Raw genomic sequence first — 25,780 nt, forward strand, 5'->3', positions numbered from 1 at the left:
AAATGACCACCCAAAAGACAATCCTGATTACCGGTGCAAGCCGGGGTATCGGGTTTCTGACCGCCCAGAAGCTCGTGCAGGAAGGCCATATCGTTTATGCGGGCATGCGGGACCTGGATGGCAGAAACGCGGAAGCGGCCAAGGCGCTCAAGCTTTTTGCCGAAGGTCTTCCGGGCAAGCTTGTTCCGGTCGACCTGGATGTTGCTGACGAGAAAGGTGTCGAACGGACCGTCGCGGCGATCGAGGCAGAGCAGCCGATCGACGTTCTGGTCAATAACGCAGGCGTCATGCCAGTTGGTCTGACGGAAGGCTTCACCATGGAGCAGGCAAAGGATCTGTTCGACGTCAATGTCTATGGAGTCATGCATCTGACGCGGGCGGTGCTTCCCGCGATGCGGGCGCGGAAGTCCGGTCTCGTGATCAGTCTCAGTTCGGTTGCAGGCCGGTTCGGTATGCCATTCTTCGGCCTTTACTGCGCCAGCAAGTGGGCGATGGAAGCTTACTGCGAGTCGCTGCATTACGAACTGGAGCCGTTCGGGGTCGAGTCCGTGCTGGTGGAGCCGAGTGGCCATGGCACTGATCTGGTGACCTCCGCCCCGGCTCCGGGGGATGCGGTGCGGGTTGGGCAATATGGCGATTATTCCAAGGGGCGCGACAGGTTGCTTGGCATGTTCCAGGGCATGTTCGATCAGGGTGAAGCCATCACCGATGCGGGCAACGTCGCAACCAAGATCCTTGAGCTGATCGCAATGGATGGATCGCGGCCGATCCGCACCCAGGTCGGGCAGGATATGGGTGTCACCGCCATCAACGAGGCAACCGCACCGATACAGGCGCAGCTGGTGAGCGGATTGAAGCCGGTCTATCTGGGAGCCGCATCGTGAGCGGCAATGCCCTGATCGTCGGTGCCGGGCCGGGCCTCAGCGCGTCTCTGGCTCGGACGTTCGCCAAGGAAGGCTACAGGGTGTCACTGGCTGCCAGATCTCCTGGAAAGCTGGAAGGGCTTTGCGCTGAAACCGGAGCAAAAGCCCATGCCTGCAATGCTGCCGACGCGGCCAGTGTGGCGCGCCTGTTCCAGGACCTGGACGAGGCGGGGGCAACGCCGGACCTTGTCGTCTACAACGCCAGTGGCCGCGTCCGCGGACCGGTTGCCGAACTCGATCTTGAGGATGTGCATGCCGCACTGGATGTGACCGCCTTCGGTGCGCTGGCCGTCGCACATGAAGCGGCAAAGCGGATGGTGCCAAAGGGGAAGGGCGTGATGCTGTTCACCGGTGCTTCCGCCGGCATCAAGGGCTTCCCGCAATCAGCGCCCTTTGCCATGGGCAAGTTCGCCTTGCGTGGCTTGTGCCAGTCACTTGCCCGGGAATTGTCGCCGCAAAACATCCACGTGGTTCATTTCGTCATCGACGGGGTGATCTACAATCCGGATCGTGGAGCGCCTTATGACGACCCGAACAAGACCCTTCATCCAGATGCAATCGCACGGACGTATCTGGAGATCTCGCGTCAGGACAAAAGCGCCTGGACATCCGAGTTGGAACTGCGGCCGAGTGTCGAGAAATTCTGATCCGGTAAACCGAAAGCCCCGGCGCGGCGGATGCCGTGCCGGGGCTTCGCTGTTTTCTTACTCTGCCGCATCCGCACGAGCGCCGAAGTGCCGTGCAAGTTCGTCGGCAAGATCGGTTCTCTCCCAGCCGAAACCGCCGTCTTCTTCCGGTGCGCGGCCGAAGTGGCCGTAAGCAGCAGTGCGCGCGTAGATCGGCTTCGAAAGTCCGAGACGCTCGCGAATTCCTCTCGGTGTCAGACGCACCATTTCGCGCAAGGTCTTGCCGAGAGCCACTTCATCCACCTTGCCGGTTCCCTGCGTGTCGACGTAAACGGCGACCGGCTCCGGCATGCCGATGGCATAGGCGAGCTGGATCAGGCATTTGTCGGCAAGGCCGGCAGCGACCACGTTCTTGGCGAGATAGCGCGAGGCATAGGCAGCCGATCGGTCGACCTTGGTCGGGTCCTTGCCGGAGAAGGCGCCGCCACCATGGGGAGCTGCACCGCCGTAGGTGTCGACGATGATCTTGCGACCCGTGAGGCCGGCATCGCCATCCGGTCCGCCAATCACGAAGCGGCCAGTCGGGTTGATGTAGATCCGGTTATCGGGAACAGTCCAGCCGACGGGCAAGGCATGCAGGATGAACGGCAACACCGCTTCGCGCACTTCTTCCTGGCTGACATTTTCGCCGTGCTGAGTGGAAACGACCACGGCATCGATGCCGGTCGGACGGCCGTTTTCATAGCGGAGCGTCACCTGGCTCTTGGAGTCCGGGCCAAGGCGCGGTTCGCGCCCGGATTTCCGGGCTTCGGCCATGGTGCGCAGGATCTTGTGCGACAACAGGATCGGCGCAGGCATCAGCTCCTCGGTCTCGTTGCAGGCATAGCCGAACATGATGCCCTGGTCGCCGGCCCCTTCCTCGCCCTTGTCGCCTTCATCGACACCCATGGCGATGTCGGCCGACTGACGGTGCAGGCGGTTGACCACTTCCAGCGTCTGCCAGTGGAAACCTTCCTGTTCATAGCCGATGTCGCGGACGGCTTCACGCACCAGGCTCTCGACCGTATCGAGGACCTGGTCGGGGCCACGAACTTCCCCCGCGATGGTGACGTGGTTGGTGGTGGTCAGCGTTTCACAGGCAACGCGGGCGTCAGGGTCCTGTTCCAGGAAAGCGTCCAGAATGGTGTCGGATATCCGGTCGCAGACCTTGTCCGGGTGTCCCTCGGAAACGGATTCACTGGTGAATAGCCAGGATCTTTGCGTCATTGCGCGCTCCTTGTCGTTTTGGAAAGGATAGTCCTGCCCGGGGTGGTGTATGGCACCCGGGCAGGGAGATCGGGAAGGAAGGGGATCAGACAGGCTTGCGGAACAGCTGGATGCCCCAGGCCAGCTGGCCGGCGTCCGCGGCATCGACCCAGTTCATGAGCCCAAGCGCCATCTTGTCGAGATAGTCGGCGGAAGCGCCTTCGTTGCGCAGCTTGTCGTAGTTGGCGAGAAGCTCCTCGCGTACCCGGAAATAGTGATTGCGCAGCTGCTGCGTCATGTCCCGCTGTTCGACGGTTTCAAAGCCCAGTGCTTCTGCCGTCTCGCGGTAGAAGCGCATCGACCCGAGGCTGTTGAGCTGCAGGCGGTCATAAACCGGCTGGAGGGCTTTCGGGTCGGCATCATCGGCCTGCATCGGATCGGTGAAGATGAAATAGCCGCCCGGCTTCAGCACCCGGTGAACTTCCTGCAGCACCTTGTGGCGCTGATCGGAGTGCAGGATCGCATCCTGGCTCCAGACAATGTCGAAGCTTTCCGGCTGCTCCGGAATATCCTCGAAGACGCCGTGCTCGACGCGGATCCTGTCCTTGAAACCCTGCTGGATGTTGCGGTGCCGGTTGGTGTCGTTCTGGACATCGGAAATGTTCAGGCAGACCGCGCTGCAGCCACTGGCCTTGACCAGCTTGCGCATCGCGCCGCCATAACCGGAGCCGATGTCGAGAACCTTGGCATCCGCACCCAGGTTGGGCAGCATGCCGGCCATCTCGTCGATGGTGAGGTCCGACGCTTCGCGAATGTTGCTGGTGTCGTCGTAAAGGCCGATGTGAAGGTCCTGTCCGCCCCAAACTAGGCTGTAGAACGTGTCGGCGTCGTCACTGTCGTAGTAGCTTTCGGCAACTTCGCGGATATCCGTTTTGCCGTCTTCAGGGCGCGCGCCACCCCAGCGAACCAGGTGCAGGCTGGATTTTTCGGCAATGTGAATGAAGAAATCCGGATCGTTTTCCGCAAAGGTCTCCTGGAAGTCACCATAGGTGCGGACCCGCTCGAAGCCTGCCTCCGACAGGAGACGGCGCATGTAGTTCTTGCGGATGGGGCACATGTTGAGCGTGTACTCGGCCCCATCGGGAAAGCTGTATTTGAAGCGGGCGAGCCCTTCGTCCATATGCACCGGTTCGGCCTTCACCTTCTTTCCGGCATAATAGTATTTGTGCTTGTTGGAATAGCCCTGGTCTAGCATCGCATCGTAGTTGCGCTGATCGATGATCAGGATGCCGTCGTGTTTGAGCGCGGCATAGAATTCGGCAAGCGCCCGGCGGCGGTCCAGTTCGTCGTGCAAGTGGGTGAAGGAATTGCCGAGGCAGATGATGGCGTCGTATTTGCCCTGAATGTCCCGGTTCAGCCAACGCCAGTCAGCCTGTACCGTCTTCAGGATCATGCCGCGTTTCTGGCCGTTCTGGAACGCCTTTGCCAGCATGGCAGCAGAGCCGTCGGCCGAAGTCACGTTAAAGCCTGCGCGGGTCAGCCGCACGGAGTGGAAGCCGGTTCCGGTTGCGACATCGAGCACGGTTTCCTTGCCGCGGGCGCGCAGCACGTCCATGAAGAACTGTCCCTCGCTGTCGGCGCGCGCGTCCCAGTCGATCAACTCGTCCCACTTTTCCACGAACGACATGATGTATTCGCCGCGGTAGAGATCCGTTTCCCGGTCTGCGATCGGATCCCGGCCATAAGCCTGCTCGTCCAGTTGCAATTCGGCATTGGCGGACAGCTGTTGAGCCTGCATGGATAGCGTCTCCTTTTTAAGGCGCGCGATGCCGCACGGAACAGGCCGCAGCGTGCACGCGCTCATGCACCGCCCGGAGGTCGGGCAGCGAGCGTCGGAATGGTTCTGTTGCAAGCCCGGCGGGAGGTGCATAGGTGCACTGGGCGGAATTTAGCCGACCCTTTGCGCGAAGGGTCGAGTGCCGGACTTTTCAGGAAGGCGCACAAGGCAGCGAATGGGTGCTGCAGGTGCGGAAGATGGGCTGTTGGAAGCCCTGTACATCCGCTGGTGAAGCGGTGTGCGCCTTTCACTCATTGGGTGCCGGGACCTTAACAAACACCGGTTTCATTACAACAGCCGGTCTCGAAAAAATCGGGAATGAACCGAAAGGTGCTGATTAAGTATTTGTAATTAAACAAATCTTTTTTTGTAAAACTTTTCTGACACATTCGTGGGCAGCACACTCCAGGCGTGCTGCCCACTGTTTTTCGGCTGCGTTCATGCGCCCTGGTAGTCCGGCATGCGTTGCTCGATCCATCCGGTGAGGCCCTCGTGAACGTCCCGTGTGGCTGCCATGCGTGCAAACTGCTCCTGTTCGATCCGCAGGCCTTCGGAAATGGTCGTGTTGAGCCCGCGCGTGACGGCAGTCAGGATCCTGGAAGCAGCCAGCGGCGAGTGACGCAGGATGCGCTCTGCGAGGGCAAAGGCCGCCTCCAGTTCGCTGCCGTCGGTGACGACCTGGTTGACCAGTCCGAGCTCATGAGCTCTGTGCGCGGAAAAGCTGTCACCGGTGAGAAGCAGTTCCAGGGCCCGTTTGCGGCCTGCAAGGCGCGGCAGACGCTGCGTGCCGCCGAAGGTCGGCGGGATGCCGATATTGATTTCCGGTTTGGCAAAGAGTGCGCTTTCGCAGGCGACGGCAAGATGAACCGCTTCGGTGATCTCGCAACCGCCGCCGTAGGCCAGACCATTGACTGCGGCGATGACCGGCTTGGGAAAGTTTTCCAGGCGCGCAGTCATGCGCTGGCCCCGCTGGCAAAATTCGCGTACCGCGACGTCAATGCCCTCCGCGATGGTGCGCGAAAACTCGTGAATGTCTCCACCTGCCGAAAAGGCGCGCCTGCCTGCGCCGGTGATGACGACAGCACGAGTGCCGTCGTCCGCTTCCAGTTCGTTCAGATGAGCCAGGATGAGGTCGTTCGTAGCGTAGTTGAGCGCGTTCAGCTTCTCGGGCCTGTTGAGGGTAAGCAGAGCAATGGGGCCGTGGCGGTCCAGAAGAACAGGGGCAGTCATGGGCTTTGTCCTTGGTTGAAAGTCGATAGAAGGACGCTAGCGACGGCGCGCATTGAAGTATATTCACTGGTGAGTATACTTGATCGATGATCAAATCTGCCGAAACAGCCAGAGAGCGGATCCTGACCGCTGCCAACAAGCTCTTCTATGCGGAGGGAATCCGTGCCGTCAGTCTCGACACGATCGCGGAGAAGGCAGGCATCACCAAGAAGACGGTTTATTACCATTTCAAGAGCAAGGATGACCTGATCGAAGCTTATCTGGCGTCACGAGATCAGCCCAACCTCAATCAGTTCCGGAAGTGGTTTGGGGAAGCCGAAGGTGATCTGCCGGACAAGGTGGAGGCAATCTTCCGCCAGATAGCGCTTTCTGCAAGGCACCCGAAATGGAAAGGCTGCGGTTTCCTGCGAACGGCGGCGGAACTTGCCAATATGCCCGGGCATCCGGCGATGAAGGTTGGTGCCGATCACAAGAAGAAATTCGAGGCGTGGATGGCGGAAGAGTTCGAGGCTGCAGGTGTCAGCGGAGCGCCGCACCTGGCCCGCCATATCGTGCTGCTTCTGGATGGCGCGTTTTCAACCATCCTGGTTCACCGCGATCCTGCTTATGCGGAAGCTGCAGGAGAGGCGGCGCGGGCACTGGTAGCATCGGCGGTGCTCAATCAGGCAGGCTGACGATCAGTTCCGTCCCATGAAAGCCTGGCTCCGCCAGTCTTGCTGGGGCACTGGGCTTTCACTCGATCTCTTGCCTTACTGAGCCTCGGCCTAGAAGAACGCAGGATTGCGGGCGACGATCTGATCGACCTGCTGCAACGTGCCTGACAGATGTTCGCGGACAGCGGTTTCCGTGGCCGTTTCGTCACTTGCCTCGATACCAGCCAGGATGAGCCCGTGATATCGCAGGATGCTGGCGGGTTTACCGGGGTCAGGTAGGTTAAGATTGCGCAACCGGTCGATATGGCCGGAGCGCGACGCTACGAGCTGACACAGGCTGGCAAGTCCGACCGCCTTGAACAGCGACAGGTGAAAGCGTTTGTCGAAGGTGGCAAAGAGGCCAAGATCGCCCTCGGCATGTGCCGTTTCCTGAAGCTTGAGGATCTGACGGGCAGGGGCGATGGAGGATTTGTCTTCCTGTCTGGCCAGGGTGCGTGTCACCTCCAGTTCCAGCGACAGGCGCAGAAACTGGGTTTCGCGGGCATGGTCGACGTCGATCTTGGAGACTTCGGTCTTGGATTGCGGGTAGATGGTCAGCAACCCTTCTTCTTCCAGCTTCATCATCGCATCGCGCACAGGGGTCTGGCTGACACCGTAGTGGGTAGCCAGATCCGTCCGCGACAGGCTGAGCCCGGGCTTGAGGTCCAGCGAGATGATCCGCGCGCGCAGCGATTCCTGGATCTGCTGGCTGACGGAGATCCGCCGGATCCTTTCACCGCTGCCGGCGTCTGCCGCCTTGTTCGGGTCGTCCAGCAACCGAGCCAGTTCAACCGTCATCGCTGATCCTCTCATTCAAACGCACGATTCTTCTCGGGAGAAGATAGAACAGACTTGCAAGAAATGCACTAATATATTAATGCATCAGATAGCGGGAGGAGGAGCTCCCCGCGCAATCGAGTGGAGGACACCATGAAATTCACCGCCGCTGCCCTGGCAGCTTCGGTCTCCGTCATCGCAACAATGGCGCAGGCAGAGACCTTCAGCATTCAGACCTCTTTCAATGCAGGGGACTTTTCGACCCAGTATCTGACGGAAACCTGGCTTCCGAAAATCAAGGAAATGACTGATGGCCGCGTCGAGATCCAGCTGACGCCGAACGGATCCGTGGTGCCGGCAAGAGAAACGCCTGATGCTGTCGCAGCCGGCGTTTTGGATGGCGACTTCACCTCCGTGAACTACTTTGCAGGCCGCGAGCCGGCCTACGCCATCATGGGCGACCTCATCTCCGGCTATGACACGCCGCAGCAGATGATCGGTTTCTGCAAGGATGGCGGCGGCGAAGCCGTGATGCAGAAGGCAGCCGATGCCGTGACCGGGGGAGAAGTGCAGGTCGTTGCCTGCGGGCCCTATTCTCGCGAAGCATTGCCGGCCCGCGTGCCGATCCGCACGTTCGAAGATCTGGAAGGCAAGAAGATCCGCTCTCCGGAAGGGCTTGCCGCCGCGGTCTTCCAGGCTGCCGGCGCGTCGCCGGTATCCATTCCTTTCTCCGAAGTCTATGGTGCTCTGGAAAAGGGCATTGTCGATGCAGCAGACGCCTCGGCCTACGTCAACAACGACGCGACCGGTCTGCATGACGTTGCCCCTTACCCGCTTTATCCCGGCATTCACTCCATGCCGTCAATGCAGTTCACCATCAACAAGGCGAAGTGGGATGCCTTGAGCCCGGAAGACCAGAAAGCCCTGCGCGACTGGTGGTACGAAGCCATGTTCGCAATGGCGGCTGAAGTCGACAAGAAGGACCAGGAACTGGCCGCACGGGATGGGGCTGGCGAGAAGATCGAAGTGATCAACTGGGCCCAGGAAGATCGCGACCAACTGCGCGAGATCGCCCGGAAGGAATGGGAGAACTACGCCCAGAAGTCAGACCTTGCCAAGGAAGCGCTTGACGCGAACCTCTCCTACATGACCGAAATCGGTCTCTTCAAAAACTAGGACCCGGCCAGTGACGCGTGCCCTTGCTTTCCACCTTGCAAGGTGAGGGCACGCAGCTTTCTTGCCAAAGCTCCTGTGCGCGCACAGTCTCGATGACCTGGCCTTGTGCTCGGCCGGATTTGCCTGTCCGCTTCAGGTCTGCATTCAGGGAGAGATGATGAAACGCCTATTCGCGCGTTATGCCGATGTCATGGACAGTGTCAGTGTGTTCATCGGTCATGGTTGTTCCGTGCTGTTTTTCGCCTGTATCGCGGTTTCCGCGCTTGAGGTGGTGATGCGGTACGGGTTCGACAGCCCGACTGTCTGGTCGACGGAACTTGCCATGACGCTCTGTGCTTCGGCCTGGGTGCTTGCCGTTGGTTATGTCACCCAGCGGCATCGCCATATTTCCATCACCATGATCGAAACGCTGGTCAGTCCACGGGTCTGGCGCGTAATGCGCCTGTTGCAGATGGTGATCGCGGCTGGCGCGGTAATTGTCCTGACCATGGCCCTGTGGGATCCGATGCTGAAAGTTCTGAAGCGCACCGAGCACTCGGGAACCGCGCTGAACTCGATCCAGCCGACCTATCTCAAGATCCTGCTTGTTGCTGGCTGCGTTCTCTACATCCTCCAGCTTGCCGCCAACATCATTCGCTGGTGCCAGCGCACCGAAGGGGAGATCGCCGGTGGGCATTGAACTCATTACCCTTCTGATCGTCGTCGCGCTGCTGGCGCTGATGGCGCTGGGCGTTCCGCTCGGCATCACCACACTGACGGTGTCCCTGGCAACGGCGATCCTCTATTTCGGCGAACGTGCCGGTTTCTTCATCGTTGCTGCCAATGTCGGCGAGGTTCTGCACAAGTACGAGCTGATCGCCGTTCCCTTCTTTGTCTTCATGGCCAACGTCCTCGAGCGATCGGGGATCGCACAGTCACTGTTCGACAGCATGGCGATCCTGGGCGGGCGCTTCCGTGGTTCGGTCGCGGTGCAGACCTGTGTCGTCGCGGTGGTGCTGGCGGCAATGTCCGGCATCATGGGCGGCGAGATCGTCATGCTCGGCCTGATCGCGCTGCCGCAGATGCTGCGGCTCGGGTATGACCGCAAGCTGTCCATCGGCATCATCTGCGCTGCCGGCGCCTTGGCAACGCTGATCCCGCCCTCGGTCGTTCTGATCGTCTACGGTCTTGCGGCCCAGGTTTCGATCACCAAGCTCTTCGCCGCCTCCGCCGTGCCGGGGCTGATCCTCGCCAGCCTGTTCATCATCTACATTCTGATCCGTGTGCGCTTCAATCCGGCGCTGGCACCGATCTACGACATTCCCGAAACCGGTTTGCCGCTGTTCCAGCGCGTCAAGTTCCTGAAAGGGGTTGTTCTGCCAGGGCTTCTGATCGGTGCCGTGCTCGGGGTCATTTATTCCGGCATCGCCACCGTCACGGAGGCCGCGGCTGTCGGAGCCGTAGGTGCTCTCGTGGTTGCTGCCGTCCGCAATGAGCTTTCGTGGAAGATGGCACGTGATGCCATGCGCCAGACGGTGCTGACGGTTGGGTCCATCATCTGGCTGGTGCTGGGGGCCGTCTCGCTGATCGGCATCTACAACCGGATCGGCGGCGGCGAATTCCTGCGCGGCCTTCTGACATCCCTTGATATCGCACCGATCCTGGTCATCGTCGTCATGATGCTGATCGTCATGGTGCTCGGCACGTTCCTGGAATGGATCGCGATCATCTTCATCACCGTACCGATTTTTGCACCGGTGGTGGTGGATCTCGGCTTTGATCCGGTCTGGTTCGGGGTGCTCTTTGCCATGAATATCCAGATCTACTACCTGTCGCCACCTTTCGGGCCAGCCTGTTTCTTCCTGAAATCCGTGGCGCCAAAAGATATCCAGTTGCAGGAAATCTTCGCCGCCGTGCTGCCGTTCATCGCCCTGCAAGCTGTCGGCCTGTTCCTGGTGCTGTTCTTCCCCGATCTGGCCCTGTGGCTGCCGAATCTGCTGGACTGAGGAGGTTGAGATGAAAATCACCGACAAGGATCTCACCCGCCAGGATGAGGATATCGCACCGGGAGAATTCGCGGACGAAGAACGCCGCGATGACCGGTTCGGCAACTGGCCGGAGGTTGCCGGCCTCGTCTTCACCCTCATCGTCATCTGGCTGACCTTTGCCTTCACCGGATAAAATCATGACGCACAAAGCCCCAAAAGACTTACGATCCGCGCGCTGGTTCGCTCCTGACGATCTGCGCAGCTTCGGTCATCGCTCGCGGATGATGCAGCTCGGCTACTCGGAAGAGGACTTCCGTGACAAGCCGGTCATTGGCGTGCTCAACACTTGGTCGGAGCTGAACACCTGTCATTCCCACTTCAAGGAGCGGGTGCAGGACGTGAAGCGCGGCGTCTTCCAGGCGGGAGGCTTTCCCGTCGAGATGCCGTCGCTCTCGGTCGACGAAAGCTTCACCAAGCCAACCTCTATGCTCTACCGCAACATGCTGGCCATGGAGACGGAGGAGATGATCCGTTCTCACCCGCTGGACGGCGTGGTGCTGATGGGAGGTTGTGACAAGACCACACCCGGTCTTGTCATGGGGGCGATCTCGGCAGGTGTTCCGATGGTCTATCTGCCGGCAGGCCCGATGTTGCGTGGCAACTACGCCGGCAAGATCCTGGGGTCGGGGTCCGATGCCTGGAAATACTGGGACGAGCGCCGGGCTGGCAACATTTCCGACGATGAATGGCTCGGGATCCAGGGTGGTATCGCCCGCTCGGCCGGCACCTGCATGACCATGGGGACGGCTTCGACCATGACGGCCATTGCCGACGCAATGGGGCTGACCCTTCCGGGCGCATCTTCCATTCCGGCGGTTGATGCGGGCCATCAACGCATGGGAGCTGATTGCGGCCGGCGCATCGTTGAGATGGTCTGGGAAGACCTGACACCGGACCGGATTATCACGGATGCCGCCTGCCGGAACGCCGCTGTTGTTGCGATGGCCACCGGCTGTTCCACCAATGCGGTCGTCCACCTTATCGCAATGGCGCGCCGGGCCGGTGTGGAGCTGTCGCTCGACGATCTGGACGCCCTTGGCCGGGTGACACCGCTGATCGCCAATGTTCGTCCTTCCGGCAAGGACTACCTGATGGAGGATTTCTTCTATGCGGGCGGCCTGCGCGCGCTGATGAAACAGATCGAGGACCGGCTGGATCTTTCCGCCCTGACCATTACCGGCAAGACGCTAGGTGAAAATCTGGAAGGCGCGGTCGTCTATAACGACGATGTCATCCGACCTCTCTCCAACCCGGTGTACGAGGAAGGCTCGCTCGCCGTTCTGCGCGGGAACCTCTGTCCTGACGGGGCCGTGATCAAACCGGCGGCCTGCGATCCGAAGTTCCATTTCCAAGAAGGACCGGCCCTGGTCTTCGACAGCTACCCGGAAATGAAGGCGGCCATCGATGACGAGACACTGGAGGTCACGCCGGATCACGTCCTGGTGCTCCGCAATGCCGGGCCTCAGGGCGGGCCGGGTTTTCCCGAGTGGGGCATGCTGCCGATCCCCAAGGCGCTGATCAAGCAGGGCCATCGCGACATGCTGCGGATCTCCGATGCGCGCATGTCCGGCACCTCCTATGGTGCCTGCGTGCTGCATGTCGCGCCGGAAAGCTACGTCGGCGGACCGCTGGCTCTTCTGAAGACCGGTGACATCGTCCGGCTGGATCTCGCCAACCGCCGCCTCGACATGCTGGTGGGGGAGGTGGAACTGGAGGCCCGCAGGGCCGCCTGGCAGGCCCCCGTGCCACGGTTTGAGCGCGGCTACGGTTATCTCTTCCAGCGACACGTCACCCAGGCCGACAAGGGCTGCGACTTCGACTTCCTGCAATCCGACTTCGGCCGCACCGCCGGCGAACCCGATATCTACTGAGGACATCATGAGCGACTACACACTTTCCGACGACACCCGCGCGAAACTGAAAAAGGTCTCGACGGCTTCCGTCGCGACGGCGCTCTACAAGCGCGGCCTGCGCAACCAGTTCATTCAGGGTGTGGTGCCGGTAGCTCCGAAAGACGAAAACATGGTCGGTCAGGCTTTCACGCTGCGCTATATTCCGGCTCGGGAAGACCGCAATCCGATCACGGTTTTTCGCAATCCGGACCATCCGCAGCGGGTTGCGATGGAAACCTGCCCGCCGGGCCACGTTCTGGTGATGGATGCGCGCAAGGATGCGCGCGCGGCAACGGCCGGTTCCATCCTGATCACCCGGCTGGCGCTACGCGGCGCTGCCGGTGTTGTCTCCGACGGTGGTTTCCGGGACGCGGAAGGTATCGGCGCACTCGACATGCCTGCCTATTACGCCAAGCCGTCAGCTCCGACCAACCTGACCCTGCATGAGGCGCTGGACATCAACGTCCCGATATCCTGCGGCGATGCTCCGGTCTTCCCCGGTGACGTTCTGGTCGGCGACAAGGATGGCGTCATGGTGATCCCTGCACATCTGGCCGACGAGCTTGCGGACGAATGCACCGGCATGGAGAGCTTTGAGGATTTCGTGCTGGAAGAAGTAAAGGCCGGAACGCCGATCATCGGTCTCTATCCGCCGACGAAGGAAGAGAACGTGCAGAAATACGAAGCCTGGCGACAGAAAACCGGGCGGTAGGGGGGGCGTATGCTCTAACCAACCCAAAACCTCATCCTGAGGAGCCGCAATGCGGCGTCTCGAAGGATGGGCGGCACATTCCGAGCGAGCAGCCCATCCTTCGAGACAGCGCTGAAGCGCTTCCTCAGGATGAGGTTGCGTGTGTGGGGCTGCGGAGTTCGATTGAACATAACCCCAATCAGCCTCGCGTTCTTTGCGGGCCAGCCTACCTTGCCGGCATGCCCTTCGCGCGGAAATGGCGTTTCTGGGCGGCGAGGCGGAACTGGGCGTTGGCGGCGCCATAGCCCTTGTAGCCGCCGCGGCGTTCAACGATCTCGAAGAAGAATCCTTCGCCGTAGGTCGGGCTGTACAGCTGGAAATATTCGCCGTTCTCGTCCCGGTCATAGAGAATGCCCGAGTTTTTCAGGTCGTTGAGGAAGTCTTCTTCCAGCCCGAAACGGGCATCCAGATCGTCGTAGTAGTTGGGAGATATCACCAGCGGGGTGAAACCGTTGGCTTGCAGTGCCTTCACTGTCTTGAAGATGTCGGCGGTTTCGAAGGCAATATGCTGCACACCCGATCCGAAACCTTCCGAGATGAAATGCCCGGCTAGGGTCCTTCGGTTCTCCGCCCCGTTGAGCGTGATCCGCAGGCTGCCGTCATCATTTTCGATGGCCTGGCTGCGGACGAGGCCTGCCGGGTCGATGACATCCACCATGGCAGTCTTCTCCGTGTCGAAGATAGACCGGTAAAACAGAAGCCAGGTGAGCATCTCGTCATAGTTCATCGTCTCGGCGAGGTGGTCGATGCGGAAAAGGCCGGCATCACCTGTTGCCCCACCGTGACCAACCGGTTCGAACTCGATTTCCCACACCCGTGACAGATCCTTGCTGTCGTCGACGAAATGAATGACGCTGCCGCCGAGAGCGCGGATCGCTGGGATCTTCAATTCGCCCGGACCGACTGGCTGTTCGAAGGTTTTGGCCCCCAGGGTCTCGGCACGGGCAACAGTTGCCGAAGCGTCTGCAACCTTAAGGCCGATGTCACAGACATTGGTGCCATGCGAGATGTAGGACGCATGGGCGAAGCCGCGCGGATCGGTGTTGATGACGATGTTGATGCCACCTTGCCGCCAGAGTTCGACCTCCTTGGAGACGTGCTTGCCGGCCTTGTGGAAGCCGAGCGTCGTCAGCATGGCCGACAAGTCGTTTGCTTCCTTGCGGTCGGCGGCAAATTCAACGAACTCGATACCTGCAACCGGTACCCTGTCGGGCATTTCGGGAACGGGGATCCGGATGCCAGGTTCGGTTCGTCGGACCTGGTCCATCAGGTAGAGCAGGGAGCGGTAGCCATCGACCGCAATCGATTTCGGCGAACCGCCACGGAACTGGTCGTTGAAGATCTCCAGCGACAGCACGCCGTCATAACCTGTTGCCGCAACGGCCCGCATGAAGCCGGTCACGTCCAGATCACCTTCGCCTGGCATGTTGCGGAAATGGCGGCTCCAGTAGAGCAGGTCCATGTTGAAGTTCGGCGCGTCGGCCAGCTGGACGAAGAAGATCTTGTCGCCGGGAATGGCCCGGATCGAATCTGGGTCGATCTTGCGCGACAGGGTGTGGAAGGAATCCAGGATCAGGCCCACGTTGGGGTGGCCGGCTCTGCGCACGATTTCCCAGGCATCGCGGTGATCGTTGACGAAACGGCCCCAGGCGAGGGCCTCATAGCCGATGCGGATACCGCTCCTGGCGGCAAGGTCACCCAGCTCTGCAAGATCATCGGCGGCACGATCTATGCCACCAAGCGCGATGGGAGATACGTTGGAGCAGATCAGCACAAGATCCGCGCCCATTTCCTGCATGAGGTCGAACTTGCGTTCTGCGCGGGCGAAGGTCCGGCTGCGCTGTGGCTCGGGCATGCCTTCAAAGTCGCGGAAGGGCTGAAACAGCGAGATCTCCAGGCCATGGTCGCGGACCATCTGGCCGACGTCCTTCGGACTGCGGTCAAACGCCAGGAAGTCGTTTTCGAAGATCTCGACGCCATCGAAGCCTGCAGCCGCGATTGCGCTGAGCTTTTCGGCTAGGTCACCTGCGATGGAGACTGTGGCGATGGCGGTTTTCATGGGGACCTTCCGTGGGTTCAGTAGCCCATTATGCGGGGCAGCCAGATGACCGTTTCCGGTACAAATGTGAGGAGGAGCAGCACCAGCACTTCAACGAAGAAGAATGGCAGGATGGCCATGGTCAGCCGGGCCATGCCGACTTGGGCGATGCCTTCGGCGACGAACAGACATAGGCCGAGTGGCGGGGTGATCAGGCCGATCATCAGGTTGAAGATGACAAGGATGCCGAAGTGGACCGGGTCCACGCCCATGCCGACCGCAATCGGATGCAAGATGGGCACCAGCACCAGCATGGCGGCGATGCCTTCCAGAAACAGTCCGACGAACAGGAACAGGAGAATGGTGGCAATCAGGAACGTGGTTTTGCTGTCCACATTCAACAGCACCCAGTCGGTCAGCATGTTCGGAACGCGGTTGTAGGTCAGCAGCCAGTTGGCGGCAGAGACCGCGGCAATGATGATCAGGATGACCGCGCTGTCGCGCATGGCTTCGGAGAAAAGTCGTGGCAGGGAAGACAGCTTGATGTTTCGATAGACGAAGATGCCGAGGAAAAGCGCATAGGCGACAGCGAAACTTGCCGCCTCTGTCGGTGTGACGACGCCGAGCAGGATGGAGCCGACCACGAACACCGGCATCAGCAATGGCAGTATCCCGCCGAGAATGGCCTTGCTGGCCGGTTCCGCGGTCAGCCCTACCGCCTGATCGCCATGATCGACCTTCACGGTCAGCATTACGAAGACGGAGAGGAAAATCGCCAGCAGAATGCCGGGAATGATGCCGGCAAGGAACAGAGCCGGCACCGAAACGCCGGAGACGATCAGCGCGTAGATGATCACCGGGATGGATGGCGGGATGATGGGCCCGATCACGGAGGAGGCCGCCGTCAATGCAGCAGCGAAGGGGCGGGAGTAGCCGTGTTTTTCCATCTCCGGAATGAAGACCCGGCCGATGGCGGATGTGTCGGCAACCGCAGACCCGGAAAGACCGGCGAAGATCACCGATGCCCAGATGTTGACGAGCGCCAGTCCGGCGCGCAGCCGGCCGACCAGCACATTGGCGAAGGCGATGATGCGGCTTGTGATGCCGCTTTCGTTCATGACCTCGCCTGCCAGCACGAACAACGGAATGGCAAGCAGGGGGAAGGAGTTCATGCCCTTGAACATTTCCGTTGCGACCACGCGCAGGGAATAGGGTGCTTCGCCATAGCCCATGAACACCAGCAAGGCTGCAATGATGGCAAGAGCGATTGGAACGCCGGTGGCGAGCCCGATGAGAAGGATTGCGTAGATCATGCCTGCACCGCCTTGATGGCCGAGATGCGTTCAAAGAACTTGAGAGCGGCGGCCACGGCCAGCAATGCGCCGCCGATGGCGATCGCATACTGCCAGGTGCCGACCTTGGCGACCCAGACCAGCGAGTCGATGCCTGTGGTTTCCGCAAGCCAGTTGCCGGCTGATTTCAGGCCCGAGGCGTCAAGGTTGCCTCGGCGAACGGCGAAGGCATGTCCGGAGAAGGCGAGGGCCACTCCGGTTGCGAAACTGACCAGGTCGACGGCCGCGAAGAGTTTTTCACAAACGGAGACGGAGAGAAAATCGGTCAGCACCGTGAAGCGGATATGCCTGTCCTGCAGATAGGCAAGCGCGAGACCGAACATGACACCGTAGATGGTCAGATAGATCGGCAGTTCCTCGCCCCAGGATACCGACTGACCGACCGTGTAGCGGCGGAGCGAATTGACGAAGATGATGGCGAAGACGAGGGCCATCGACAGGCCGGCTCCAAGCGCAAAGAGGCGCCGGGCAAATTCATTGACCGTTTTCATGTTCCAGGTCCTGCTTGTTCAGCTTTTGGCTATTCAACTGACTTTGATTGAACAGCCAAAAGCTGATCTTTTCCAACATTCCAGAACCCCGGGCGGCAAACCGCCCGGGGCCTTGACCGGATTACTGGCTCGCAGCAGCAACGGATTCCTGCAGGCGGTCGATCCAGACCGCATCTTCACCGAGTTCGCCGCGCAGATATTCAACAACCGCCGGCTGTGCCTTTTCGGCAAAGGCTGCGATTTCGTCAGCGGTCGGAGAATAGACCTGCATGCCTTCTGCCTGAACCTTGTTGACGCCTTCAGCCGTGCTCCACTGCTGGATGGAACGGCCCATGTTGCCGGCAATGCGCGCCGCACGGGCAACCACGGCCTGCTGGGCCGGAGTGAGCGACTGGTAGAACTCGTCGGAGATCAGGATGAAGTCGGCGGCGTAGACGTGGCCGTCGAGGGTCATGTATTTCTGCAGCTTGTGCAGGCCGTTGTTGTAGATCACGCCGACCGGGTTTTCCTGGCCGTCAACGACACCGGTGGAAAGCGCGTTGGGCAGTTCGGTCCAGGCGATCGGGGTCGGCTCGCCGCCGAGGCCTTTCACCATTTCCACGTAAAGCGGGATCGGCTGCACACGGAACTTCAGGCCTTCCATGTCCGCAGGCGTCCGGATTTCGCGAGTGCCGTTGGTGAAGTTCCGGAAGCCGGTTTCGCCATAAGCCAGCGTGCGCAGGCCGGTCTGTGCAAGGCAGTGTTCGGCAAGTGCATCACCGAAGTCACCATCCAGCACGTCCCAGGCAATGGTTGCCGAAGAGAAGGTGTAGGGAATGTCCAGAACGGACGCGGCCGGGCAAGCCTTGGACATGGCGCCGGACACCAGGACGACCTGGGTCAGGTTGTCCTGGGCCTGGGCGACCAGCTCGTCTTCGTTGCCCAGCGCACCGGCCGGGAACAGTTCCACCGTCAGATCGGTTTCGCCTTCAACGATGTTCTTGAAGATATGAGCGGCAGCACCTTTCTTGGAGGCGGTCCATTCGTCCGGGTCGACATGGGCCAGACGGATAGTCTGAGCCTGGGCCGCGGCGGCGAGGCCGACTGTGAGAAGGGCAGTAGCTGCCAGGGATGAGAATTTGAAACGCATGACTTCCTCCCGTTTGCGTAACATTTTCAAAATGACCATTTCCGCTTTCGTGATGATGCGAAACCGGAAGGGGTTAAGCGTCCGCGGTCTCCCGCGGCATTTCGTCGAAGGCGTCGAACGTCGCCTTCATTCGGACCGGATCGGCACGCCGACCGGTAAAGAGTTCAAAGGCCCGTACAGCCTGGAACACCGCCATGCCTGACCCGGGCAGCACCCGGCAGCCGAGCCTTCTCGCGCCAGCCAGGAGTTCAGTTTCGAGCGGGAAATAGACGATGTCCGCAACCCACATGTCGGGCTTGAGCAGCGCGAGCGGGAACGGTGTTCCTGGTGTCTTGGCCATGCCGACCGGGCTTGCGTTGACGATGCCGGACAGGTTGGCGCAGCTTGCAGCATCAACGGTCGTGACCGGTTCCACGGTCAGTCCCTGACGATTTGAGCGGACCTGCCGGGCAAGTTGCTCCACGCGCACGGTGTCGACGTCGAAGATCTTCAGGTGCTGGACACCGCAATCCGCCAGCGCGTGGGCAACTGCAACGCCGGCTCCACCAGCGCCGATGAGAAGCACCGTCTTCAGGGACACGCCGATCATGTTCTGGCGAAAACTCTCGGCAAATCCCCACAGGTCGGTGTTGTGGCCAATGCGCTTTCCATCCCGGAACACGATGGTGTTGACCGAGCCGACAGCCGCCGCGTTGGGCGATAGCTGGTCCAGCAGCGGGATCACTTCCATCTTGAACGGGTAGGTCACGTTGAGACCGTTGAAACCAGTCACTTCGGCCGCGTGCACAATAGCTTTCAGGTTCTGTTCGTTCTCGGGAAGCGTATCGACATCGATAATGCGATAGACGCCGCGCAGACTCTGTGCTGCTGCTTCGGCCATGTGCATTTCCGGCGTCCTGGAACGGGCAATACCCCTTCCGATCAGGCCGGCCAGTACGATGTTGCTTGCTGCTTCCACCCAGGTTCCTCCCAGAAACCTCATTTGGCAGCCCCGTTTTCGGGGTCTGTATGGCTGGAGACCGCATCTCCTGAGTTTCAAAATGTACTAACCAGTTAATTCAGTCAAGCGAAATGTACTGTCCGGTTAATTTGGACTGGTAACCCGGCTCGGGCTGGTTTAGAAAAAGGCATGTCGATCAATGAGTCTGAGCTGCCGGAAAAAAATTCTTCGCGGGGTCGCTGGAAGCAGGACCCGGAGGGAGTGCGTGCGAATATCCTGGCCGTCGCCCTGGAGGAATTCTCCGCGAACGGTCTTTCCGGTGCGCGCATGGATGAAATCGCGGCCAAGACGCGCTCATCCAAGCGCATGATCTATTATTATTTCGGCGACAAGGAGAGCCTCTACCTCAAGGCTCTGGAAGCGGCCTACAAGAAGGTGCGCAAAGGCGAAGAACAGCTGGAGCTGAACCATTTGCCGCCAAGGGATGCACTGTCGAGGCTTGTAGCCTTCACTTTCGATCACCATCGCGAAAGCCCTGCGTTCATCCGTCTGGTCATGATCGAAAACATTCATCATGGCCGCTATCTCGAGCAGTCGGACGAGATCAAAAGCCTGAACGAAGCGGCGATTTCCCAAATTGCCGGCATTTATGCAAAAGGGGTGGCCGAAGGCGTCTTCCGCGATGGCCTGACGCCTTTGAGGATCCATTGGCTGATCTCGGCCATGAGCTTTTTCAACGTCTCCAATGCGACGACCTTCTCCATGCTGTTCGGTTCGGAATTGCAGTCGGCATCCGGTCAGGTTTCCCTCAAGGGCGATGTCTGCGAAACGGTAATGCGTTTCGTCGCTGCCTAATGTTCGAGCGCCAGCAAGGCTCTTCTTCTGTACCCACCTTCTCGTTTCCTCCCCTGATCCGGAGGCTGCTCAGCCTGTGGCGGCAATTGACAGCGCTAAAGAAACTATATAACTAGAAATATAGTTATATTAAACGAGGCGCAGATGGATCTGGAAATTGCAGCGCAAGGGTTCGCGGCACTGGGCTCGGAAGCCCGGTTGCAGGTGGTGTTGACCCTGGTGAAAGCCGGGCAGGGTGGTTTGACGGTCGGCGATATTCAGACCCGCACGGGCATGCCTGCGTCAACGCTTGCGCATCATCTGAAGTTTCTCGCCTCGGCAGGCCTGGTGTCCCAGGAAAAGGACGGCCGCTCGGTCATCAACCGGGCAGCCTATGGCCATCTGGAAAACCTTGCCGGTTATATCCTGAAAGAGTGCTGCGTGGACGAAAAGGGTTGTGAGTGCCCATCCCCGCAAAAGGAGCCCGCCGATGTCTGATGCGATGAACAACCTTCAGCCGAGTGGCGGCGGCGCAAGCTGTTGCGCTCCGAAGACCGCCTGCTGCAGCACGCCGGCTTCGAAATGGTCCCTGAAGTCTCTCGCCGTTTCGAAATACCTTCTGTCGACCTGGACGATTGTCGTCGGCGGTCCGTTGCTGGTGCTGTTGCTGGACCAGCCGCACTTCGTCGCTTTCGTAACCTTCGCGCTCTCCGCCTTCGCAGGAACATTGCCGTATATTGCTTTTGCCGTTGCTTTGATCGCCTGGCTAAAGGCGGCCGGCGCAGAGGCGTTTGTCGGACGTGCGTTCGAGGGACGCGAGACACAGGCAATCTTTCTCGCAGCCCTGTTTGGTGGTCTTGCACCGTTCTGTTCCTGTGAAGTCATCCCCTTCATTGCCGGTCTTCTGGCGGTTGGTGCGCCGTTGTCAGCCATCATGGCGTTCTGGCTGTCCTCTCCCTTGATTGACCCGCCGACACTGCTGATCACTGCTGCTGCACTGGGATGGCCCTTTGCCGTCGGCAAGGCGGTCTTTGCGGTGGCGCTGGGTCTTTTCGGCGGTTTTTCCGTCGCACTTGCGCTGCGTAGCGGCTTTCTGGCCAATCCGGTGAAAATCGGGGCGGCGACCGGTGGCTGCGGCTGTGGCGCTTCTGCGAAGACAGGGCGGCCGGTCTGGCAAATCTGGAAAGAGACTGAGCGCACCGACAAGTTCCGGGTCGAACTGAAAGCCAATGCACTGTTTCTGATCAAGTGGCTGGCACTGGCGTATGTGCTGGAAGCAGCTCTCGTCACCTATGTCCCCGCAGACCTGATTGCGCAGGCTGTTGGCGGCGACGGGCTGGGGGCAATTCTTCTGTCCGCTTTGATCGGCATGCCTGCCTATCTCAACAGCTACGTGGCGCCGCCACTTCTGGCTGGTCTGATGGACCAGGGCATGAGCGCCGGTGCCGCGATGGCGTTCATGATTGCGGGCGCTGTCAGCTCGATCCCGGCAATGGCTGCCGTCTGGTCACTGGTCAGGCCGCAGGTCTTTGCTGCTTACATCGGTCTGGGATTTGCGGGTGCGGTGCTGTCCGGTCTTGTTTTCCAGCTGATCTTTTGAGGGAGTGACAATGCGTACGAACGTTTCTGTCACGGTCAGAGCCGATGAGGCTCGCCACAAGCTGCTGGTGCCGGTCGGCTTGCCGACGCCGCACCAGATGCCGGTCGGTTTCGAGATCAGGGGCGGACAGCTGGGCCTGGCCGGAGAAATCACTACCGGCCAGATGGTGGCCGTGGTGTCGGTGGAACCCGGGGCAGACGTTGTGGTGAATTACGAATACCGCGACGAAGGGTCGGGCTATCCTGATGCAGTGTTTGCGCCACTGCGCAACCGTTTTACCCGGGCAGCTCAAGATCTCGTCTATGATGCGATCAACATTGCCGACAGTCAGCCCGACGGTCACGCCGCCATTCAGGCGCTCGTCAACGCGGCGGCCGAAAAGTTCCGCTATGCCCATCCTCAGGTTCGTTTCAACGAGGGGTGTGAAGAAGTGCCCTATCTGTCGTGCGGGCTGACCGAAGGGTCCTGCGTCGACATCAACACCTACCTGATCGCCAGCCTGCGTGCCGCCGGCTTCGAAGCCGGTTACGTGACCGGATACTTTTTCCCGCAAGAAAAGAACGGCAGCTGCGACGACATGCACTGCTGGGTGGTGACACGGCATCAGGGTGTGGTGCTGGAGTGGGACATTGCCCATCACCTGAAGATGGGCACACGGGAGATCTGCTGCGGGCTCAACCCGAAGCCGGGTGACCGGGTTGCGTTGGCCCATTCGATGGGGCTGACATTTCCCGAACTGGGGATCTTCTGCGAAAAACTGATTGCAGAGCCCGTCTGGCTTTCGCCGGACGGGCTGGAAAAGGCGGAGATCACGATCCGGCGGGATATCGTCTGACGTCGACAGGGGAGGAGGTCTCTCACCCCTTCTTGCGGCTGAAGACCATCTTCTGGTTGGCGAGGCGTTCCGGCGGGCCGATCCAGGCCCAGGCCAGAAGTGCCGGCTCCAGCTTGGACACGGTGATCCGGTGCATATGCTCCGGCGGGTTGAAGATCATCGAACCGGGGGCATAGACCCCCTGGTGATTTTCCGAAACCGCTCCTGAAACGCAGATATAGCTTTCCGATATGCCGCTGTGAGCGTGGGCCGGATATGTACAGCCCGGTGCGAACAGGACCAGGCCCAGAATGACGTCCGTCGTCAGAACCGGTCCGTTCGGTCCGCAGATTTCCGCGTAGGCATACGTCTTGTCGAGGCCGCGCGGCACTTTCTCGTAGCCATACTGCCAGATGAGATGGTCCCGGACACTTTCGATGGCGCGCACCAGCGGAGCGGTTCGCTCCTGCTTGCCCTCGTCAAGGGCACGCCGGAGATGTGCCGTCACGGGTTTGTGGGCCGGGGCATCGAAGCGCATTTCCGGATCGGATTTCAGCACCCGTCCAATTGCCTCGCGCACCGCGCGCTGATGTGCCCGGATCTTGTCGCTGCCACCGGACGAGAGGAACCGGTAGGCCTCGTAGAATTCCCGCAAAAGATAGCCCCAATCCGGGAACTCGGCGAGGCGGCGGCTGGCCAGAGGCTGTTCTTCCGACATGTTATTTTCCAGCACGGCTTGTCCTCCCGCACCCTGATCACGATCGGCCTGAGCCTATCGGAACGGAGCGTAGCGGCTTCTCCCTTTACGGCAACCGAAAATACATAACCGTCATGCGCGGTTTGCGTCAGAACGTCTCTTGCGCTCGCCGGACAGGCAGATAATCTGGCCCTCCATTCCGCAGGACAGAATTCATGACAGTTGTGATTGTTGGAGCCGGTATTTCCGGACTTTCCACCGCTTGGGCCCTGACAAAACGAGGTGTGCCCGTCACGCTTCTGGAACAGGGGCCAATCCCCAACCCGCTTTCGGCCTCCGGTGACCAGCACCGTATCATCCGCCGGGCCTATGGCGGCCAGGGCGGCTATCAGCGCCGCATCGGCGATGCCTACGCGGCATGGGACGAGATGTGGGACGACCTGGGTGAGAAGCACCTCGCCGAAACGGGATTCATGCTGTTGTCGCAGGAACCGGGCGATGGCGGCGAGGTCTATCGGGACGGTCTGGTCGAGGGCGGTTATCCGTTCGAGGACCTGACACCGGAAGAAACGGCGAAACGGTTTCCCTTCGTTGATCCGTCGACGATCCGTTATGGCGCAGTCAGCGACGAGGGCGGCGTTCTGCTGTGCCAGAAAATTGCAGCCGGGGTGCGCGACTGGCTGATCGCCAAGGGAGCTGATGTGCGCGAAAACGCACAGGTGACTGCCGTCGACACATCCGCGGGCACGGTGAGCCTTGCCGATGGCAGCACGGTCTCCGGAGAGCATGTGATCGTGACGGCCGGTGCCTGGACGCTGGGGCTCTTCCCGAAGCTGGACATCAGCCTGACGACTTACCGGACCGCGGTTGTCTATCTGACGCCGCCTGAGGATCTGCGCGAGGCCTGGGAACGATCGCCGGCGATTCTCGATCCGGGCGGGCCGATCGACGGTTACATCCTGCCTCCGGTCGCCGGAACCGGCCTCAAGTTCGGGGCGGGTATTCACAAGTACAAGGCTCCGCCGAACCAGGATCGGACGCCGGTTGCAGGCGAAGGCGAGACCCTGCGCGACTATTTCTCTCCGCCGTTCGGCCGGATCAAGGAATACCGCGTCGATGACGTCGTCACCTGTGCCTACACCTTCACCTCAGACGAGCATTTCTTTGCAATGAGCGAAGGCAAGACCACTGTCGTCTCGGCCTGTTCCGGACATGGCTACAAGTTTGGTGCCGTCGTGGGGCAGAAACTGGCGGAAGGCTTTACCGGCAACGACATGGACGCTGCGCGCGTGTGGCTGGAAGCACGCGATTAAGTCATCCGGCTTGAATAAGAAGGCTCCGGCTTGCGAGATTGCCGGAGCCTTTTCTGTTTCGGCTAGTGCCGGGAAGATACCATCCGCATCATGATGCCATCCTTCAGGGCAATATGATGGTAGAGCGCTCCCAGCACATGCAGTGCGATCAGCACGATGAAGAACGGCTTGCTCAATTCGTGGATTTCTTCCGCAGTGTGGATGCCGCCGTACCAGGCAAGAAGTCCGGTGATCGGTGCCAGCAACATGAGCAGATAGAGCAGGCCGTGGACACCCCTGGCGGCCAGTTCCTGGACTCTTGAAGTGGGGAGCGGGGCAGGGACGCCGAATTTTGCCCGCACCAGAAGACGAATGACAGTCAAGGCCAGAACGGCAATGCCAACCCAGATGTGGGCGTTGGCCAGAAAGGCGGTTGCCGCATCCGGCACGCCGCCGTCGCGCAGCACGTGTTTGAGATCGCCCATGCTTTCGCCGAAGATCAGCTGAAACAGGATCAGGGCGGCGATCGCCCAGTGCAGAATGATATGGATCGGACTGTAGGACGCTGGCTGTGTCGTGGACATGGCGCGCTTTGGCTCCTCGCAAATAAAAGAAATGCCAAATATTAGTGCCATGCCAGTGCAGGCAGAGGTATCGGGGATTTGTACTATTTGGTAACAGGTCCAGGCGGTTTTGCGACAATTGGAACAAACAGACCTGTGCCCAGCGGTCAGGCGGTTTTTGAAGGACGGGAGGCATCATGCCAGCTGAGATCAGAACGCTGACGGGCGAGGAGTTGACAGCTGCGCTGAACGATCTTGCGCGCCTGAGGATATCCGTCTTCCGCAGCTGGCCATATCTCTATGAGGGGTCTCTGGAGTACGAGGCCGGATACCTGCAACGCTATGCCCGGACGGAGGGGGCGGTGATTGTCGGTGCATATGACGGCAGCCGGCTGGTTGGCGCGGCGACAGGTGAGCCTCTCGGTGCCGAACTGGAGGCTTTCAAGACCCCTTTCCTCAAGCAGGGACTGGATCCGGAAAACGTCTTCTACATGGCCGAATCCGTTCTGGATCCTGCCTACCGTGGCCAGGGCATCGGCCATCGCTTTTTTGACGAGCGCGAAGCGCACGCCAGGCGGCTCGGTTTCGGTGAAGCAGCCTTCTGTGCGGTGATCCGCCCGGACACGCACCCGCTGAAGCCGGCGGACTACGCCCCGCTCGATCCGTTCTGGCGCAAGCGCGGTTACGAAAAGCTGGAGGGTGTCGTCGTGACGTTTCCCTGGCGCGATGTCGGCGAGAACGAAGAAACCGACAAGCCGATGCAGGTTTGGCACCGGAACCTGTGACGGAACCCGGCGACCCGCTGACCGGTGAACGAAGTTTTGGACAAAAGAAAACCGGGGCCTGGAAACCAG

General features: G+C 60.3%; 26 protein-coding genes. 15 read left to right on the forward strand and 11 right to left on the reverse strand.

Annotated elements, in window-relative coordinates:
* Positions 1-2: 2 nt before the first annotated feature.
* On the forward strand, positions 3-884 hold the full coding sequence (locus tag FIU93_RS13570) for an SDR family oxidoreductase (protein WP_055656727.1): 882 nt from the start codon (positions 3-5) through the stop codon (positions 882-884).
* Positions 881-1,570, forward strand: coding sequence for an SDR family NAD(P)-dependent oxidoreductase (locus FIU93_RS13575; protein ID WP_152505855.1), 690 nt, complete (start codon positions 881-883; stop codon positions 1,568-1,570). The genes FIU93_RS13570 and FIU93_RS13575 overlap by 4 nt, the downstream gene beginning before the upstream one ends.
* Before the next feature lie 57 nt (positions 1,571-1,627).
* Here the strand turns inward: FIU93_RS13575 and metK are convergent, their stop codons facing one another.
* The 3 genes from metK to FIU93_RS13590 all read right to left on the reverse strand — a co-directional run bounded on the left by metK (position 1,628) and on the right by FIU93_RS13590 (position 5,861).
* Positions 1,628-2,815 (reverse strand): methionine adenosyltransferase, encoded by a 1,188-nt coding sequence (gene metK / locus FIU93_RS13580; protein ID WP_062487810.1) that lies wholly within the window; start codon positions 2,813-2,815, stop codon positions 1,628-1,630.
* A gap of 85 nt (positions 2,816-2,900) precedes the next feature.
* The gene (locus tag FIU93_RS13585; RefSeq protein ID WP_022997939.1) at positions 2,901-4,592 is read right to left on the reverse strand and encodes a methyltransferase domain-containing protein; all 1,692 of its coding nucleotides are present in this window, start codon (positions 4,590-4,592) and stop codon (positions 2,901-2,903) included.
* Between the two features lie 477 nt (positions 4,593-5,069).
* Positions 5,070-5,861, reverse strand: coding sequence for a crotonase/enoyl-CoA hydratase family protein (locus FIU93_RS13590; RefSeq protein ID WP_152505856.1), 792 nt, complete (start codon positions 5,859-5,861; stop codon positions 5,070-5,072).
* An 86-nt stretch (positions 5,862-5,947) separates the two neighbouring features.
* On the opposite strand from FIU93_RS13590, the gene FIU93_RS13595 reads away from it, so the two are divergent.
* Complete coding sequence (locus FIU93_RS13595) at positions 5,948-6,535, forward strand: TetR/AcrR family transcriptional regulator (protein WP_152505857.1); 588 nt, start codon at positions 5,948-5,950, stop codon at positions 6,533-6,535.
* Positions 6,536-6,625: 90 nt separating this feature from the next.
* On the opposite strand, the gene FIU93_RS13600 is transcribed toward FIU93_RS13595, so the two are convergent.
* Entirely contained in the window at positions 6,626-7,351 is a 726-nt protein-coding gene (locus FIU93_RS13600) for a GntR family transcriptional regulator (protein WP_022997936.1), read from the reverse strand.
* A 132-nt stretch (positions 7,352-7,483) separates the two neighbouring features.
* Between FIU93_RS13600 and dctP (FIU93_RS13605) the strand changes: the two genes are divergently transcribed.
* The 6 genes from dctP (FIU93_RS13605) to FIU93_RS13625 all read left to right on the forward strand — a co-directional run bounded on the left by dctP (FIU93_RS13605) (position 7,484) and on the right by FIU93_RS13625 (position 13,137).
* On the forward strand, positions 7,484-8,506 hold the full coding sequence (dctP, locus tag FIU93_RS13605) for a TRAP transporter substrate-binding protein DctP (protein WP_022997935.1): 1,023 nt from the start codon (positions 7,484-7,486) through the stop codon (positions 8,504-8,506).
* Between the two features lie 157 nt (positions 8,507-8,663).
* Entirely contained in the window at positions 8,664-9,185 is a 522-nt protein-coding gene (locus FIU93_RS13610; protein WP_031268181.1) for a TRAP transporter small permease, read from the forward strand.
* A complete protein-coding gene (locus FIU93_RS13615; RefSeq protein WP_022997933.1) occupies positions 9,175-10,491 on the forward strand; it encodes a TRAP transporter large permease subunit in 1,317 nt (438 codons plus the stop codon). Before FIU93_RS13610 ends, FIU93_RS13615 begins: the two co-directional genes overlap by 11 nt.
* Positions 10,492-10,501: 10 nt before the next feature.
* Positions 10,502-10,666 (forward strand): hypothetical protein, encoded by a 165-nt coding sequence (locus FIU93_RS31410; protein WP_168684698.1) that lies wholly within the window; start codon positions 10,502-10,504, stop codon positions 10,664-10,666.
* Positions 10,667-10,670: 4 nt separating this feature from the next.
* Positions 10,671-12,404: an L-arabinonate dehydratase gene (gene araD, locus FIU93_RS13620; protein WP_152505858.1), complete on the forward strand. Its 1,734-nt coding sequence runs from the start codon at positions 10,671-10,673 to the stop codon at positions 12,402-12,404.
* A 7-nt stretch (positions 12,405-12,411) separates the two neighbouring features.
* On the forward strand, positions 12,412-13,137 hold the full coding sequence (locus FIU93_RS13625) for a ribonuclease activity regulator RraA (protein WP_152505859.1): 726 nt from the start codon (positions 12,412-12,414) through the stop codon (positions 13,135-13,137).
* 205 nt (positions 13,138-13,342) lie between these two features.
* On the opposite strand, the gene FIU93_RS13630 is transcribed toward FIU93_RS13625, so the two are convergent.
* The 5 genes from FIU93_RS13630 to FIU93_RS13650 form a co-directional block, all read right to left on the reverse strand.
* A complete protein-coding gene (locus tag FIU93_RS13630; protein WP_152505860.1) occupies positions 13,343-15,235 on the reverse strand; it encodes a bifunctional sugar phosphate isomerase/epimerase/4-hydroxyphenylpyruvate dioxygenase family protein in 1,893 nt (630 codons plus the stop codon).
* Positions 15,236-15,252: 17 nt separating this feature from the next.
* The gene (locus FIU93_RS13635) at positions 15,253-16,527 is read right to left on the reverse strand and encodes a TRAP transporter large permease (RefSeq protein WP_152505861.1); all 1,275 of its coding nucleotides are present in this window, start codon (positions 16,525-16,527) and stop codon (positions 15,253-15,255) included.
* Entirely contained in the window at positions 16,524-17,057 is a 534-nt protein-coding gene (locus FIU93_RS13640) for a TRAP transporter small permease subunit (RefSeq protein ID WP_152505862.1), read from the reverse strand. Before FIU93_RS13640 ends, FIU93_RS13635 begins: the two co-directional genes overlap by 4 nt.
* Before the next feature lie 121 nt (positions 17,058-17,178).
* Entirely contained in the window at positions 17,179-18,186 is a 1,008-nt protein-coding gene (gene dctP / locus FIU93_RS13645) for a TRAP transporter substrate-binding protein DctP (RefSeq protein ID WP_031268177.1), read from the reverse strand.
* A 73-nt stretch (positions 18,187-18,259) separates the two neighbouring features.
* Positions 18,260-19,168 carry a shikimate dehydrogenase gene (locus FIU93_RS13650; protein WP_022997923.1) on the reverse strand — a complete coding sequence of 303 codons (909 nt, stop codon included), beginning with the start codon at positions 19,166-19,168 and terminating at the stop codon, positions 18,260-18,262.
* Positions 19,169-19,315: 147 nt separating this feature from the next.
* Between FIU93_RS13650 and FIU93_RS13655 the strand changes: the two genes are divergently transcribed.
* From FIU93_RS13655 to FIU93_RS13670, 4 genes are all read left to right on the forward strand, one after another.
* Positions 19,316-19,981 (forward strand): TetR/AcrR family transcriptional regulator, encoded by a 666-nt coding sequence (locus tag FIU93_RS13655; protein ID WP_152505863.1) that lies wholly within the window; start codon positions 19,316-19,318, stop codon positions 19,979-19,981.
* A gap of 144 nt (positions 19,982-20,125) precedes the next feature.
* Entirely contained in the window at positions 20,126-20,458 is a 333-nt protein-coding gene (locus FIU93_RS13660; protein ID WP_022997921.1) for a metalloregulator ArsR/SmtB family transcription factor, read from the forward strand.
* Positions 20,451-21,560: a permease gene (locus FIU93_RS13665; RefSeq protein ID WP_173017319.1), complete on the forward strand. Its 1,110-nt coding sequence runs from the start codon at positions 20,451-20,453 to the stop codon at positions 21,558-21,560. The genes FIU93_RS13660 and FIU93_RS13665 overlap by 8 nt, the downstream gene beginning before the upstream one ends.
* A gap of 10 nt (positions 21,561-21,570) precedes the next feature.
* Positions 21,571-22,395: a transglutaminase-like domain-containing protein gene (locus tag FIU93_RS13670; protein ID WP_152505864.1), complete on the forward strand. Its 825-nt coding sequence runs from the start codon at positions 21,571-21,573 to the stop codon at positions 22,393-22,395.
* Between the two features lie 22 nt (positions 22,396-22,417).
* Here FIU93_RS13670 and FIU93_RS13675 read toward each other — a convergent pair whose 3' ends face one another.
* Entirely contained in the window at positions 22,418-23,092 is a 675-nt protein-coding gene (locus FIU93_RS13675) for a dimethylsulfonioproprionate lyase family protein (RefSeq protein ID WP_031268172.1), read from the reverse strand.
* 194 nt (positions 23,093-23,286) lie between these two features.
* Between FIU93_RS13675 and FIU93_RS13680 the strand changes: the two genes are divergently transcribed.
* Complete coding sequence (locus tag FIU93_RS13680; protein WP_152505865.1) at positions 23,287-24,384, forward strand: FAD-dependent oxidoreductase; 1,098 nt, start codon at positions 23,287-23,289, stop codon at positions 24,382-24,384.
* Between the two features lie 62 nt (positions 24,385-24,446).
* Here FIU93_RS13680 and FIU93_RS13685 read toward each other — a convergent pair whose 3' ends face one another.
* Positions 24,447-24,947, reverse strand: coding sequence for a cytochrome b/b6 domain-containing protein (locus tag FIU93_RS13685; protein ID WP_062487830.1), 501 nt, complete (start codon positions 24,945-24,947; stop codon positions 24,447-24,449).
* 176 nt (positions 24,948-25,123) lie between these two features.
* Here FIU93_RS13685 and FIU93_RS13690 point away from each other — a divergent pair, with 176 nt between their 5' ends.
* Positions 25,124-25,711 (forward strand): GNAT family N-acetyltransferase, encoded by a 588-nt coding sequence (locus tag FIU93_RS13690; protein ID WP_022997915.1) that lies wholly within the window; start codon positions 25,124-25,126, stop codon positions 25,709-25,711.
* Positions 25,712-25,780: the final 69 nt, after the last annotated feature.

This window comes from Labrenzia sp. THAF35 (genome assembly GCF_009363595.1).
Lineage (GTDB): Bacteria > Pseudomonadota > Alphaproteobacteria > Rhizobiales > Stappiaceae > Roseibium > Roseibium algicola.

Coding starts and splice junctions, on each gene's coding strand:
- metK (WP_062487810.1), bottom strand. CDS start 2,815: ATGACGCAAAGATCCTGGCTATTCACCAGTGAATCCGTTTCCGAGGGA.
- FIU93_RS13655 (WP_152505863.1), top strand. CDS start 19,316: ATGTCGATCAATGAGTCTGAGCTGCCGGAAAAAAATTCTTCGCGGGGT.
- dctP (WP_022997935.1), top strand. CDS start 7,484: ATGAAATTCACCGCCGCTGCCCTGGCAGCTTCGGTCTCCGTCATCGCA.
- FIU93_RS13600 (WP_022997936.1), bottom strand. CDS start 7,351: ATGACGGTTGAACTGGCTCGGTTGCTGGACGACCCGAACAAGGCGGCA.
- FIU93_RS13570 (WP_055656727.1), top strand. CDS start 3: ATGACCACCCAAAAGACAATCCTGATTACCGGTGCAAGCCGGGGTATC.
- FIU93_RS13590 (WP_152505856.1), bottom strand. CDS start 5,861: ATGACTGCCCCTGTTCTTCTGGACCGCCACGGCCCCATTGCTCTGCTT.
- FIU93_RS13595 (WP_152505857.1), top strand. CDS start 5,948: ATGATCAAATCTGCCGAAACAGCCAGAGAGCGGATCCTGACCGCTGCC.
- FIU93_RS13660 (WP_022997921.1), top strand. CDS start 20,126: ATGGATCTGGAAATTGCAGCGCAAGGGTTCGCGGCACTGGGCTCGGAA.
- FIU93_RS13585 (WP_022997939.1), bottom strand. CDS start 4,592: ATGCAGGCTCAACAGCTGTCCGCCAATGCCGAATTGCAACTGGACGAG.
- FIU93_RS13680 (WP_152505865.1), top strand. CDS start 23,287: ATGACAGTTGTGATTGTTGGAGCCGGTATTTCCGGACTTTCCACCGCT.
- FIU93_RS13665 (WP_173017319.1), top strand. CDS start 20,451: ATGTCTGATGCGATGAACAACCTTCAGCCGAGTGGCGGCGGCGCAAGC.
- araD (WP_152505858.1), top strand. CDS start 10,671: ATGACGCACAAAGCCCCAAAAGACTTACGATCCGCGCGCTGGTTCGCT.
- FIU93_RS13670 (WP_152505864.1), top strand. CDS start 21,571: ATGCGTACGAACGTTTCTGTCACGGTCAGAGCCGATGAGGCTCGCCAC.
- FIU93_RS13635 (WP_152505861.1), bottom strand. CDS start 16,527: ATGATCTACGCAATCCTTCTCATCGGGCTCGCCACCGGCGTTCCAATC.
- FIU93_RS13675 (WP_031268172.1), bottom strand. CDS start 23,092: ATGTCGGAAGAACAGCCTCTGGCCAGCCGCCGCCTCGCCGAGTTCCCG.
- FIU93_RS13640 (WP_152505862.1), bottom strand. CDS start 17,057: ATGAAAACGGTCAATGAATTTGCCCGGCGCCTCTTTGCGCTTGGAGCC.
- FIU93_RS13610 (WP_031268181.1), top strand. CDS start 8,664: ATGAAACGCCTATTCGCGCGTTATGCCGATGTCATGGACAGTGTCAGT.
- FIU93_RS13685 (WP_062487830.1), bottom strand. CDS start 24,947: ATGTCCACGACACAGCCAGCGTCCTACAGTCCGATCCATATCATTCTG.
- FIU93_RS13630 (WP_152505860.1), bottom strand. CDS start 15,235: ATGAAAACCGCCATCGCCACAGTCTCCATCGCAGGTGACCTAGCCGAA.
- FIU93_RS13690 (WP_022997915.1), top strand. CDS start 25,124: ATGCCAGCTGAGATCAGAACGCTGACGGGCGAGGAGTTGACAGCTGCG.
- FIU93_RS31410 (WP_168684698.1), top strand. CDS start 10,502: ATGAAAATCACCGACAAGGATCTCACCCGCCAGGATGAGGATATCGCA.
- FIU93_RS13625 (WP_152505859.1), top strand. CDS start 12,412: ATGAGCGACTACACACTTTCCGACGACACCCGCGCGAAACTGAAAAAG.
- dctP (WP_031268177.1), bottom strand. CDS start 18,186: ATGCGTTTCAAATTCTCATCCCTGGCAGCTACTGCCCTTCTCACAGTC.
- FIU93_RS13650 (WP_022997923.1), bottom strand. CDS start 19,168: ATGAGGTTTCTGGGAGGAACCTGGGTGGAAGCAGCAAGCAACATCGTA.